Below are 12,917 nucleotides of genomic sequence, written 5' to 3' on the forward strand. Positions count from 1 at the left end.
ATGGCAGTGGACGAAGCCGCAGACGCGTCGGTGGACCTGTACTGGCTCCCACTGGGAGCGGGCGGCCATGTCGTGCGCTGGAACGGTCGCGTGTACGAGTGGTTCTCGGCCAGGCGGGGACATCGCGCACCCGCGGAGCTGTACCACTGCGGGCTGATGGTGAGGCTGGCCGACACCACCTGTGCGGTGGAGATGGGCCCGGTCTGGAACGTGCCCGACGCCGATCGCGGTGTCGTCGTCGAAGGGCCGGTCGGGTCGAGGTTGCTCGGGCATCTCCGCGCGTTCAGGTACGAGATGCGGTGCTGGCCCGGTGGCCTCATCCCCGACATCGCCGAGGCCGTGGACAGCCCGGTGCGCACCACGTCCGACCCGATCGTGGTGAGGGCCGTGCTGGCCGCCCTTGCGGACCTTCCGGCGCTGACGTGGGGACGCGACGAGCTGGGCACCGGCGAGATGTGGAACTCCAACTCCGCCGTGGCGTGGCTGCTGGCATCCGCCGGCCACGACATGGACGTGATCGCACCGCCGCGAGGAGGTCGCGCGCCCGGGTGGGCGGCCGGGCTGGCGCTCGCCGCTCGTCACGACTGAGCGCGTCCGGCTACTCGCCGGTGGCACCGTCAATGCGCTCGCGGAGAATGTCGGCGTGGCCGTTGTGGCGTGCGTACTCCTCGATCATGTGGAGATAGATCCACCGCAGCGTGTCGTGCTCGCCCGGGGCCACCTCGTCGAGAGTCCGGTCCTTGACGGCTTGGCGCGACCGCTCGACGCTCGCCAGATAGCTGGCCAGGTCGTCGTCGGCCCGGTCCCGGCTGACGCCGATGRAGCCATCGCTGGCTCCCGGGACGTAGTTCCAGAAGAACTGGTGGTCGGGTCGGCCGTCGTAGCCGTGGAACCAGGCCTCGACTCCGGAGAGGTGGCGGACCAGGCCGAGCAGCGAGAGGTTCGACGGCGGCACAGACTGCTGCACGAGCTGGTGGGGAGTGAGCCCACCGCACTTCATCAGGAGCGTGGTGCGGTGGTAGTCGAGGCGGTCCTCGAGGGCGGTGCGCTCGTCGCCCGGGTCGTGAGGTGGCTCGCGCCGCTCCGGCGTGGTCCAGGGCATTCGGCGAAGTTACACGTCACCGGGTGTACGCGTTGTCGGCCAAGCCACGCGGATCGCGGCAGACCCGGTCAGTTGGGCGCCACCTCTGCTGGCATACATAGTCCGGAGCATCGCCAAGATATGGAAAGGTTGCGCTGTGACGGCCATGCAGACCCCGCGGTGCGCGATAGGCAAGCGCCCCGCGCCCGTCGGCACTTGCTCGGATTCACTCTCGTGGGTCTGCTCGCGTGTGGTGTGGTCGCGGCACTGGCGTGGTCATGGCAGTGGCGCATCCATCCAGACACGTTCCCCGGCGACGGCAACAAGCTGACCGTGCCCCTACCAGCGGGCGAGGACATGGTGACGGTCGGCGTCACGTACCGCCCGGAAGGAAGCGACATTGTCACGATCCACGCCGCGACTCCGCGAGTCATCCGAAACACCGCCGACGCGAGGTTCGAGTTCTACGTCTGCACGCTCCCAGCCGATGGGTCGGTGGTGCTCGGACTCAACGGCCGGCGCGCCTTCGATCAGAACTGCCTGGAGCCGGTGCCGGTAAACGACGGCACCCCGCTGGACACCTCAGCAACCGCTGGACAACAACCGGTCATGGTGGCCCACCTCAGCAGGCCAGGCATCGCACGACGAGGGGCGTCGACCTCACCTACTCGCACGGGTACCAGCGAGGCACCCAAGCCGTAGGCATCCACCTGCGCGTCGCGGCCCGTTTCTGACACATACGGCCGCCGCGCATGTGAGAGAGCTGGGCTGGCGGATGTTCGGCCTGCTCGTCGGGCCGCAGCGCACACCCGACCAGCGGTAAGTGCGGACGTTGCCACCTCGCAGAGTCGCACGCGCGCTTGCCCTGCGACGTCCCGGCGTTTGCACCACCAGAAGATGGCCGTCACCGGAGCCGGATGTCTACCTCGGCTGCGATCGTCTCGACCATCGAGGTGAGGCGCTCGACTCGGGAGGGCATGGTGAGCCGATAGTTGGCGATGGTGAGCAGGCCTGGGCCGACGAAGGCCCACGCGCGGGCGCGAGTCCAGGTTGCGTGATCGGCCCCGGACGCGGCGCGGAGTACATCGCGAGCCGGGGCGTCGAAGAGGCTCCAGGCGTAGAGCAGGTCCACGGACCGATCGCCGACGCCAACGCCGCCGAAGTCGATCACCCCGGCCAGCCTTCCGTCGTGATGAGCGAGCAGGTTCTCCTCGGACAGGTCGGTGTGCACCCAGCAGGCGGCTTCGGTGGCCGCAGGGACGTCGCGCAGTCGCCGCCATGCCTCACGAACGCTGGTTGGGTTGAACAGGTCCGCCAGTTCTGCAGCCGCGTATTCGGCCCATTCGTCGATTGTGTCGGTGACGGGCTCGCCGCAGCGATAACCCCATTGCTCCGGCTCGACCGGGACGTCGGCGATGTCGACAGCGTGGAGGCTCTGGAGGAAGGTGCCTAAGGAATCTGCAAGTAGCGCCTGCTGGGAACCGTCTAGTGCGAGCGGAAGGTCGCCCGGCACCCAGGACACGACCGCCCATGGCCGGGGAAAGGCCCCGCTGGGCTGGCCGACGGCGACGACCTCTGGGACCGGAACTGGCAGTGTGGGTGCAAGGCGGGGCAGCCAGCGCACCTCATTCACCAGGTCCGCGACGTAGTCGTCCGACCGTGGCAAACGGATGGCCAGGGTGTCTCCAAGGCGGAAGACCCAGTTGCTGCTCCCGGACGCGCTGTTTGGCCGGACGGGCATGTCGGCCAGATGCGGGGCTTGCTCGCGAAGCAGCCGGGTCACGACCTGGGGGTGTGGGGCAACGTCGGCCGGCACAGAGGCGAGTGGGCTCACCCGCACATAGTCGTCGACTCGCGAGGTGATGCAACTCGGTTTGGCCGCGTTAGGCGGGGATCGTGAGTCGCACCGGACGTGAGGCCGCCCGCTCGTGGAGCCATCAGCGGGCGCACGAGTCGCGGCAGACATCCCAGGTTCTTCGATGTCAAGCGGCGCTGGTGATGTGGTGGCTCCAGGCGGTGTGTTCCTCGTAGGGAGTTTGGGTCTTCAGGCAGCCGTGGAGGATCCCGACGAGGCGGTTCGCGAGCTGGCGTAGGGCGGCTTGGTGGCCGGTGCCACAGGTGCGGAGTTGTTGGTAGTAGGCCCGGGCTCCGGGTGATCCGCGCGGCGAGCAGAACGCGCAGTCGCCCTCGGGCTCGGGCAGGTCGAGAACCTCTTGCCAGAACCGTGCCAGCCGCTCGGCGTCGTCGCACTCCAGGACCTACGTGCCACCCCAGTTGAGAGGTGCGGGTGCTAGATCCGGCAAACAAGCATGCCGGAATCACGGCCGTCAAGAGGGACAGACCTCTGTCAGATCCCATCGTCCACATACCTCCAAATTTCCTTGATCCGAACTGGTGTTCGAGAGAGAATCGGAGCATGTCTCCGTCACCAGCGCTCCCCGACGCCCCGGCCGTGCCCGGGCTCGAGGACCTCGACGAGCTGGCCCTGCTCAACATGGCCACCGAGCGGCGCCGCGTGCGGCGCCTGGCCGAGGTCGACGAGATGCTCCTCGCCGCGCAGTGGGCGGTCCTCCACGGCACGGCCCGTGACGAGCGGGACCCGATGGTCCAGCCCGGCGGGGACGGCACCCCCGACCTTCGGGAGTACGCACTGGCCGAGCTCGCGATGGCCCAGGAGACCCATTCCCTGACCGCGCGAGCGTTGATCGCCGACACCCTCGACCTCATCCACCGTCTCCCCCGCACCTGGGCGGTCGTTCTCGCGGGGCGGTGCGAGCCGTGGTTGGCCCGCAAGGTCGCGACCATGTGCCGACCCTTGCTGCTCGAGACCGTCGCCATGGTCGACCGGGCCGTGGCCCGTGCCATCGCCGGACACGCCCCCTCCACGGTGATTGCGATCGCCCGGGCCAAGGTCATCGCCGCCGACCCCGAGACCCACGCCGCCGAACGCGAACGGATCCGACACGAGCGCTACGTCCGTCTCTCACGCGCCGACGAGTACGGCTACCGCCATCTCATCGCGCGCGTCACCGCCGGCGACGCCGCCTGGATCGACGCCATGGTCGACCGCGTCGCCGACATCCTCACCGCCACCCACGGCCACGACCACAACCACGACGAGCTCCGGTCCCTGGCCCTGGGCTGGCTCGCGCGGCCCGTCGACCTCCTCCGCCTCCTCCTCGACCACACCCACCCCGACCCCCACCCCGAGACCGACGACGAGACCGACCTCGGCGCACCCGACCCGGAGACCGGCGAGACCGAGCCACCGGCAGGGACGGGACCGGACCCTCGGCCGGTGTGGTCTCCCGACCACCTCACTGACACGGTCGACCGGCTCTGCGGCCTCACCACCCGTCAGCTCGCGTCCCTGCGCGGGCGCGGCCAGCTGTTCGTCCACGTCACCGACCACGCGCTACGCACCCGCACCGGCATCGCCCGCGTCGAGGGCATCGGACCCGTCGACGTCGCCCAGCTCGGCGACCTCTTCGGCCACGCCGATGTCACCGTCCTGCCCGTGCTGGACCTGCGAGACCGCCGTCGAGTCGACGCCTACGAGCACCCCGAATCCCTCAAGGACCACGTCTGGACCCAGACCGGCGGCGACGTGTTCCCCTACAGCCCCCGCACCGCCACCCGCGACCAGGTCGACTTCGACCACAACGTCCCGTACGACCCGAACGGCCCGCCCGGGCAGACCGGACCTGACAACAGCGGCCCCCTGCGCCGACGCCACCACCGCTGGAAGACCCACGGCGGATACCGCTGCCGGACCGTCGGCCCCGGCCGACACCTGTGGCAGACACCCCACGGCCTCAGCTACCTCGTCGACCACACCGGCACCCACCGACTCGACGACACCCAGGCCGACCTCATCCTCACCGCCCCACCGGGCGTCGAGATCTACCTGCCCGAGGTCCAGCTGGTCGTGGGCGGACAGCAGCTCACGGAGGTGGTGCGCCCGAGTCTCGCGCCGCAGCCATCACCGCCTGCCACATCACGTGGGCGACCTCGTCGTGACTGATGTCGCTGTGCGCCCCCGACGCACCCGTCCCGACCTTGATGACCCGGCTCGCCTCGACGTTGTAGATCTCGCCGCGGGTGAAGTCGTAGTCCTCCGTGGGGGCCAGGACCTCGCAGTCATGACCCCCGGCACCCTGGATCCCCCAGGCGCCGATCCCGCCGAACCGGGGCAGCTCCCCGCCCAGGAGGACGTCGTCGGCGACCTTGGCTCCGAGCGGGTACAGCCTGCCGACCGCGGTGTCGTGGATCGACCGGGTCGTGACGATCGGCCCGTCGACGAGGGTCGGGTCCCCGCGGACGACCCGGAAGTAGCCCTGCGAGCCGGGAGCGAACGGGACGTCGTCGGCGTACGACCACAGCGACATCGCGCCCTGGGCCAGGAACACGGAGTCGACGGCGTCCGGGAGGCGCGAGGTCAGCCGTCCTTCGGTCGAGGGTCCCGCGACGGCCGCCGACACGACGATGCAGCCGAAGCTGTGACCCATGAGATGGATCCGGGCCGACGGTACGGCGGCCTGGATCGCCGCGACGAGGTCGTGCGGACCGCGCTCGCCCACCACCCGTGCCCGGCGCTTCATGGTCCAGAAGGACAGCTGTCGCACGGGCATGAGGAGGGCGTCCTTCGCCTTCGCGACGAGGTCGCCGAGTCCGTCGAGGGGTCCCAGCAGCGGATCGATCTCCGGGGCGGCCGCCGGGTCCTGACCGACCCATTGCGTGATCGTCAGCCGCGGGTCGAAGTCGTCGTGGTCGTCGCCCGGTGCCGCCACGAAGCCCTCGGTCCCCACGTCGGCGTGCGCGAAGAGCGTCGTGTACGCCGCGGTGAGTGCGGGTGGGAGATCGCCGCGAGCCACCCGGGCCGCGACGGCAGGGTCGTCGGCCGAGGAGAGGATGGTGGTGAGTGCCGTGCGCACCTCGGCCTCGGCGGCTCCGTCGGCGTCCGCGGTCGTCAGCCGACGCGCGTAGAGGTCCACGAGCCGCCCGATGTCCATACCCGCCTCTTCGACGAACTCGTCCTGCACCTCATCACCCAGGAGTGCCGCCGGAGGTCTCTCGTCGCCCCACGGCTGGCTCGGCCAGTGCAGGCCGACGAGCAGGGCCTTGAAGTCCGGCACCACCGCGCGGATGCGCTCGCGGTCGGCCCCCTGGCGGGCCATCGCACCGATCCAGCGGTCGTACTGGCGGATCGCCGCCTGGACGTCGCCCTTCCAGCCGTGGCTGAGGAGGAAGACATCGGTGACCTCCTCCGTCACCGCCGACAGGACGTGCGTCGACGCCAGGGAACCGTCCTCGTCGGGCGTCTCCGTCCCGTCCTTGTCGTACAGCACGAGGTGGTAGGTGACCGTCGTGTCCGGGACCGTGCGGATCGACATGGGTGCCTCCGTGCAGGTGTCAGCGTCGGGGTCGGGATCAGGTGAGCGCCGGGTCGATGCGGGTGTCGGCGTCGCAGTGCACGGCGTACATGAGTCCCAGCGGGTTGCGGTGCTGCTCGAGGAAGTCGCGTCGGGCGCCGAGCACGCTGTCCCCGACGGTGCGTCCGTCGAGCAGTCGTCCGAAGAACGCCTCGGCGAAGCGCACTGCGAACAACGCCGGGGTACGGCACTCGGTGCCGATCACCCCGCGCGCCCCCTTGGCCATGAAGTAGGGCACGAAGCCGGCGTAGAAGAGGGGCGACAGATCCCCCGACTCGCAGGCGTTGATGAAGACCAGGGGGTGCGACTCGAGCTGGACCATCGCGGGTGCGTCGAGGTTGAGGTCGGCCAGCGTGAGGATGTCCTGGAGACCCATCTGCAGGGTCGCCCCGTCGGGGTTGCCGTCCTTGCCCTTGCTCGTGGCGTGGCAGTAGAAGTACTGGATCTGGTCGGCCGTCGCCGGATCCGCGAGCGCCGCCACCACCGAGGCGCGCGTGCTGCGCGGCATGAGCGTCATCGTGTGCCGACGGTCGCGCAGGTCGTTCCAGTACGTCACGTGGTCGGCCACCAGGGTGACGCCGAACTGCGCGTCGATGTCGCGGTTGGTGTTGATGCCGACGGACAGGACCGGGGTGCTGACGATGCGTTGGTCGGGCACGGACAGCGACATCTGGAAGGGGATCTGCTCGATGACGTGGCGCGCCCCGAGGAAGTGGTCCCAGCTCAGCTCCGCGCCGGCCGCGACCGGCCCGAGGTAGAGCAGGGCCCACGGGACAGGCACGTCGTGGGCGACGACCTGGACGGTCAGCCGTACGCCGTCGGCGCCGGCCTGCTGGCGCAGCCACTCCCCCACCCGCGCCACGTCCGCGCCCGCTCCCGGGTGGTTGAAGAGCTGCTGGAACAGCCGTCCCCCGGCTCGCGCGAGGCTCTGCAGGGCTTGCGACTCCATCTCCTCGGGGATGTCGATGGAGGAGGTGAAGGGCTTGCGGCCCTCCGCGTCCACGCTGAGCACCACCCCGAGCATCGCCTGCTGGACCGCCTCCGTGGCCAGCGCCAGCTCCTCGCGGGTGATGGGCAGGTGAACACGCGACGAGATGCCGCCCACCGGCGTGCACACGAAACCGCCCTCGGGCGCCGGCTCGAGGATGAGCATGATGTCGCGCGGCTCGAGGGTCGTCGCGGACTCCGGCGGCCGGCCGACGCTCGTCATCGTGACGTCGGTGTCGGCAGGGTCGCCGACGGGCACGTCCAACGCGAGCTGGCTGACGAAGTTGCCGTCGAGGTGGACGGTGCCGGTGAGGCTGCAGGGCCCCGCGTGCAACGGGACGACGTCGAAACCGGCGGTGCTGCTCGGCCCGGTCCTCGGGAGCGACAGCGTCCGGCTCCGCTCACCGCGGACCTCGAAGTCCTCGGTGTCGACCTGGACGGTGAGCTGGAAGGACTGGGCGTCAGGGGCACTGTCCAGCAGCGCCCGCTCACCCTCGAAGTCGGCCACCGCCGCGGCGCCCTGCACATCGGCGGTGATGCCGAGCTCGACGTGGTACTCCTGCCCGACCGTGTAGGCCTCGTCGGGTGCACGGCCCGTCACGTCGGCTCGCCACTGCCGCGMCGCGGGCGCCTCGGGCGAGTCCTCCGGCTGCGGCGGGAGGGCCTCCCCGACGGGGTCCCCGAGCAGGATGTCCATCTCGGGAGGCGCAGCTCGCGTCGGCGCCGGCATCGACGTCGGGGACGGGTCGCGTCGGAGCGCCGACATCCCAGAGCGGACCCGGGCCCACAGGGCCCCGAACCCGCCCCCGGCACCCCGGGGCGGCTCGCTGGTGGGCTCGCCGTACGGCTGCGACGCGGTCGTCGGAGCGACGGGGGCCGCCGCCATGGGTGGCACGAAGGCCTCGGCCAGGGCGTCCAGGGCGTCGACGACCGGCACCTGGCCGGAGGAGCCCTGCGTCATCCAGTCGTCGTACCTGGCGGCCAGGGCCTCGTAGTCGGCTCGGTCCGGAGGGGTGAGCAGCGCCAGGACGATGCGGCGCAGGTCGGCGAGCAGCTGCGACTCGACGGCGCCGTCCGACGAGGACGGCAGCGCGGCGCACAGTCGCGAGACGAGCGCCCGGGCCTCGACGGCCGGAAGGGCTCGCAGCGCGGCGAGGTCCGTACCCGCGACGGGTCCGGGCCAGCGGTCCGAGAGGTCACCAGCGGCGCTCGCGGCGCGGGACTGCGGTGACTCGTCTGCCCTACCTGCCGGCATGGGACCTCCCTGCGACGCACCTTCAAGCATGGTCGACCCGGCCGGACCGGCCGTCAACCGCCGGCGAGCTCCAGCCACGCCAGGTCACCGGTGATGCGGGTGGCGCTCGTCATCGTGGTGTTGTCCTCGACCCACTGGGCGAGCGCGGCGTCGGCGACCTTGGCGTGCTCCTCGGACTCCCACTGGCTGATCGACACCACGCGGTTGCCCTCGAACATCACCCCGTAGGAGATGTATCCCGGCGTACCGGTCACGATCGGGATCACCCCCGCGCGGGCCTTGGCCTCGAGCGCGACCGGGTCCTCGTCATGCGTGTAGATGACTACGCGTGCATACATGTGGTGCTCCTCAGTCCTGACTGACGTCACGGACGCCCCGGGTGGGCTCCCGTGTCAGTGGTCACGACGTAACGCCGGTCGACCGGACCGGGATAGAGGCGAAGGTCCGCATCGCGCGGTGCCGGCTCTGGTGCCGGCGGACCGAGCGACGGACAATGGCGCGCAGGCCGACGTATCGGTCGGGTCAGGAGCGCCGATGACCTTCTCGACGACACCGTGGACGTGGCTGCGGCGCTCCGCCGGTGTCCTGGTGATCGCGCTCGCCGGCCTGGGCGCCTGCAGCGGTGACGACCCGCGGGGTGACGGTGGCGCCACGTCCAGCAGCTCCGTCACGCCGACGACCAGCACGGGTGTGGCGACCCCCAGGAACGAGGGGGCCAGCCCGATGCTGGTGCGGACGCGAGTCCGGGGGTTCTCAGGAAGGGTCCTCGCCGGGTCCGTCATCGGCCAGTCGCCCTTCTGTTCCGGTGGTCGCGTCCGACACGAGCGTGGAAGTCCCGACATCGGCTACCCCGCCGTGAACGTCTTCCTCTGCGACGAGGGTGAGCTGAGAATCGGGTTCGGGCCAGGACCCGACCAGATGGACGATGCCGTGCAGACCAGCGAGTGGGTGGTCCTGGAGGGCTCCGGCCGCTACGAGGGGACGACCGGAGGCGGCCAGATGGTCGTCCAGTTCCGCGAGGCCGGCGCCTCCGTCGGTGAGGAGACGTTCATGGGTCGAGTCGTCCTTCCCTAGCGCACCGCGTCGACTCGAGGGTGGAACGGACGGGGGCGCGACCGGCGCCGGGCCACCAGGGCGATCCCGAGCAGCGCGAGCGAGGTGGCAAGGAGCAGCTGCCACCAGTACCAGGTCCACAGCGCTGTGGAGGTGCCGAGGAGGGACCGGTGCSGGCCGGCCCGCAAGGCAGCGGCGCTCAGCTGGAGGCACGACGACTGCATCCGGTGGTGCACGGCCACGAGCGGGCGCGTCCCTTCGGCGGTGACCAGCGCCTCGCCGGCGGCGAGCGAGCCCCGGAAGCCCCGCGTGGTGGTCGGGAGCACGGGGTCGTCGCCGAGCCAGCCCGGCGAGCAGCCGTCCCACCCGCGGATGCTGCGCGGGGCGAGCTCGGTGCCGTCGGCGAGGGAGAAGAGGCGCAAGGTCGCGTCCGGCCGCCGCCCCTTCTCGGCCTCCACCAGGAGCAGCGTCCCCTCCGGCGAGACGCTCGCCTCCACGCTCGAGTCCGCGGCACCGCGCCACGGCCCGTCCAGCCGCAGGGGCAGGCTGCTCGTCGCACCGCTCACCACGTCGGTCGTGGTCGCGACCATGCCCGTGGTCACGCCGTCCTCGACGACCTCGCCGACGGTCACCACCTCCGCGGCGGTGAGGAAGCCGGCGGGTGCTCCGCCGCTGACGTCGGTGAGGGCGCCGGACGAGACGTCGAGCAGCCGCGTGCGGGGACGGCCGCCCGGGCCGTCGCCCGCGAAGCGCGCCAGGACGACGGACCCGTCCGGGGACCACAGGACGGCTCCGTTCGAGTCGATCTTGTGGGTGACCTCTCCGCGCTCGGTGCCGAAGATCGTCTGGCCGATGTCCTCGAAGACGTGGACCTCCCCGGTCGAGAGGTCGTGCACCGCGATCCTGCTGTCGGACCAGTCCCCCTGGCCGGTCAGCAGCAGCCGCCCGTCGGGCGAGAGCACGTTCGGCCCGTAGGGAAGCTCGTAGAGGCGCCCGCGGGACGTCACGCCGAGCGGGCGCGACGTCCCGAAGTCATTGTCGAAGAGCGTCGCCGCCAGCGGACCCGGCCGCTGCGGCAACGCGGGTGACGGCCGCTCGAAGCCGATGCGCTGCGGATAACCGTCGACGCGCGCGCCGCCCGCCACCGCGGTCCCGGCGTCGCGAGCCGCGACGACCGCGACGACCGCGACCAGCAGGGCGCCGGCCACCAGGGCGCTGGCCAGTCGTCGCCCTCGCATCCCGGGAACCTATGGCCCGCGCGGGAGGCACGGTGGCGCCGACCGGCCAACCTCCCACCGATCGGGTATGCCCGGTCCGCCCGATCGGGACGGGAGGCTGCGTACCTCCACGGTCACGGTGCCGGTCAGCCCGGCCAGGGCGTCGACGTCCCCCTCGAGACGTCCGAGGACCACGATCCCTTCGAAGTAGGACTGGTCCCCGTAGTAGAGGACCAGGCTGTCGCCCGGGGCGTAGTACCCGAGGTCGCGCGGGTCCGGGTCGGCCCCCGACGGGTCGTCGGCCATGGACAGCGGACCCGGCAGCCGGCCGGTCTTCTCCACGCCGCCGTGGTCACGCATCGCGACCGACAGCGGCAGCAGCGCCACCAGGTCTCGGGCGGCCGCGGTGTCGCGCAGGGTCGCGGTGAGCTCCACGCCGCCCGCCACGATCCCGAGGCGGGCAGGGCCCTCGGCGGTGGCGTCCTGCGCGGGGGTCGCAGCACGGCCCCCGCCCTCGGAGGTCGAGCAGGCACCGAGCAGGGCACCCGCCGCGACGAGCGGGATCAGTCGCCAGAGCACGATGAGGACTCCGTCCTGCGGTGGAGGGACGCGATCACGGGGTGACCAGGACCTTGAGGACTGGGGGCGCGGGCGGCCAGGCGCAGCGCCGCGACGGACACCGCCACCAGGACGAGGACGATGACCGCCATGGGTACGGCGGTGTGCTCGCCGCCGAGCCCGGCGATCGGCGCCACGAGGCCGGCCATGCACCACTGGCAGAACCCGAGGATCGCCGAGCCGGTGCCGGGGTGCTCGGGCACCTCCGCGGAGGCCAGCGCGCCCGCGTTGGGGCCGATCAGGCCCTGGGCGCTCATCAGGACGAAGAAGCCGACCACCGCGACCCAGAGCGGCATGTCGAACCAGACCGCGCCCACGAGCAGCAGGACCCCGGCGGCACCGGTGGCGACCAGCCCCGCCGCGACCACGGTGCGGGTCGGGACGCGGTCGGCCAGCCGTGCGGCGGCGAGGGTGGCCACCGTGAGTCCCACGGCGTTGAGCGCGAAGTCGATCGAGTAGGTGACCGGGGAGAGTCCGTTCATCGACTGGAGCACGAAGGCCGAGGTGGCGACGTAGGCGAAGATGATGCCCATCGAGAAAGCCATCACGACGAGGTGGCCGACGAAGCCGGGGCGACCCAGCACCGTCCCCGCGGACCGCCGCAGCTGAGCGAGCCCGCCGCCGTGGCGACGCTCGACCGGAAGCGACTCCGGTACCGACCAAGCGACGGCGACCAGCATGGCCACGGCCCACGCGGCGAGCAGCCAGAACGACATCCGCCAGTGCGAGAGCTGCAGGATCAGGGCGCCGGCGAGCGGTCCCATGATCGGTGCGACGCCCGCCACCCCCTGGACCAGGTTGAGCGAGCGCACGAGGCGGGGACCCGAGGTGAGGTCGACGACCACGGACCGGGCGATCACCATCGCCCAGCCACCGGCGAAGCCCTGGACGCAGCGGGCCGCCATCATGATCCCGATCGTCGGGCTCACCGCGCACACCGCGGAGGCGAGGATCATCACGGCGATCGAGCCGAGCAGCGGCCCGCGGCGCCCACGCTGGTCGGAGACCGGGCCGCCCACGAGCTGGCCGAGCRCCATGCCCACGAAGAAGGTGGTGAGGGTCAGCTGGACCTCGGTCGCGGTGGCCTGCAGGTCCCTGCCCACGAGGGGGAACGCCGGGACGTACATGTCCGTGGCCAGCGGCGCGATCATCGTCAGCAGCACCACGTTGGCCAGGACGACCCGGCTCAGCACGACAGGGCTCGGCCCGCTCCGCCCGGAGGTGTCCTCGCGTCGGTCCCGACGGTCGATCGCGGTGGTCCGCACAGTCTTCCT

The 12,917-nt window shown here is 71.3% G+C and carries 12 protein-coding genes; 4 read left to right on the forward strand and 8 right to left on the reverse strand.

All coding sequences use genetic code 11. The features are described from left to right. The first annotated feature begins 6 nt into the window (after window positions 1-6). On the forward strand, window positions 7-588 hold the full coding sequence (locus tag AC1DQF_RS04280) for a hypothetical protein (protein ID WP_477523967.1): 582 nt from the start codon (window positions 7-9) through the stop codon (window positions 586-588). Window positions 589-598: 10 nt separating this feature from the next. Here AC1DQF_RS04280 and AC1DQF_RS04285 read toward each other — a convergent pair whose 3' ends face one another. Continuing rightward, complete coding sequence (locus AC1DQF_RS04285) at window positions 599-1,102, reverse strand: DinB family protein (protein WP_477523968.1); 504 nt, start codon at window positions 1,100-1,102, stop codon at window positions 599-601. Between the two features lie 213 nt (window positions 1,103-1,315). On the opposite strand from AC1DQF_RS04285, the gene AC1DQF_RS04290 reads away from it, so the two are divergent. Next, window positions 1,316-1,783, forward strand: a complete 468-nt coding sequence (locus tag AC1DQF_RS04290; RefSeq protein ID WP_477523969.1) for a hypothetical protein — start codon at window positions 1,316-1,318, stop codon at window positions 1,781-1,783. A 202-nt stretch (window positions 1,784-1,985) separates the two neighbouring features. Here the strand turns inward: AC1DQF_RS04290 and AC1DQF_RS04295 are convergent, their stop codons facing one another. Beyond that, window positions 1,986-2,864, reverse strand: a complete 879-nt coding sequence (locus AC1DQF_RS04295) for an aminoglycoside phosphotransferase family protein (RefSeq protein ID WP_477523970.1) — start codon at window positions 2,862-2,864, stop codon at window positions 1,986-1,988. 633 nt (window positions 2,865-3,497) lie between these two features. On the opposite strand from AC1DQF_RS04295, the gene AC1DQF_RS04300 reads away from it, so the two are divergent. Further along, window positions 3,498-5,105, forward strand: a complete 1,608-nt coding sequence (locus AC1DQF_RS04300) for a hypothetical protein (RefSeq protein WP_477523971.1) — start codon at window positions 3,498-3,500, stop codon at window positions 5,103-5,105. Here AC1DQF_RS04300 and AC1DQF_RS04305 read toward each other — a convergent pair. From AC1DQF_RS04305 to AC1DQF_RS04315, 3 genes are read right to left on the reverse strand one after another with little or no spacing between them, the layout of a single operon-like run. Continuing rightward, the gene (locus tag AC1DQF_RS04305; RefSeq protein WP_477523972.1) at window positions 5,026-6,474 is read right to left on the reverse strand and encodes a hypothetical protein; all 1,449 of its coding nucleotides are present in this window, start codon (window positions 6,472-6,474) and stop codon (window positions 5,026-5,028) included. The two genes, AC1DQF_RS04300 and AC1DQF_RS04305, sit on opposite strands and share 80 nt — an antisense overlap. 37 nt (window positions 6,475-6,511) lie before the next feature. Continuing rightward, window positions 6,512-8,755, reverse strand: coding sequence for a CHAT domain-containing protein (locus tag AC1DQF_RS04310; RefSeq protein WP_477523973.1), 2,244 nt, complete (start codon window positions 8,753-8,755; stop codon window positions 6,512-6,514). Between the two features lie 53 nt (window positions 8,756-8,808). Next, window positions 8,809-9,093, reverse strand: coding sequence for a hypothetical protein (locus AC1DQF_RS04315; RefSeq protein WP_477523974.1), 285 nt, complete (start codon window positions 9,091-9,093; stop codon window positions 8,809-8,811). Between the two features lie 196 nt (window positions 9,094-9,289). Between AC1DQF_RS04315 and AC1DQF_RS04320 the strand changes: the two genes are divergently transcribed. Next, entirely contained in the window at window positions 9,290-9,829 is a 540-nt protein-coding gene (locus tag AC1DQF_RS04320) for a hypothetical protein (RefSeq protein WP_477523975.1), read from the forward strand. Here AC1DQF_RS04320 and AC1DQF_RS04325 read toward each other — a convergent pair. From AC1DQF_RS04325 to AC1DQF_RS04335, 3 genes are read right to left on the reverse strand one after another with little or no spacing between them, the layout of a single operon-like run. Further along, window positions 9,826-11,046 carry a hypothetical protein gene (locus tag AC1DQF_RS04325; RefSeq protein WP_477523976.1) on the reverse strand — a complete coding sequence of 407 codons (1,221 nt, stop codon included), beginning with the start codon at window positions 11,044-11,046 and terminating at the stop codon, window positions 9,826-9,828. The genes AC1DQF_RS04320 and AC1DQF_RS04325 overlap by 4 nt on opposite strands. 9 nt (window positions 11,047-11,055) lie before the next feature. Continuing rightward, a complete protein-coding gene (locus AC1DQF_RS04330) occupies window positions 11,056-11,604 on the reverse strand; it encodes a cyclophilin-like fold protein (RefSeq protein WP_477523977.1) in 549 nt (182 codons plus the stop codon). After that, window positions 11,589-12,908 carry a multidrug effflux MFS transporter gene (locus AC1DQF_RS04335; protein ID WP_477523978.1) on the reverse strand — a complete coding sequence of 440 codons (1,320 nt, stop codon included), beginning with the start codon at window positions 12,906-12,908 and terminating at the stop codon, window positions 11,589-11,591. The genes AC1DQF_RS04330 and AC1DQF_RS04335 overlap by 16 nt, the downstream gene beginning before the upstream one ends. Between the last annotated feature and the right edge of the window lie 9 nt (window positions 12,909-12,917).

It is taken from the genome of Nocardioides sp. P4_G4 (assembly GCF_056401085.1).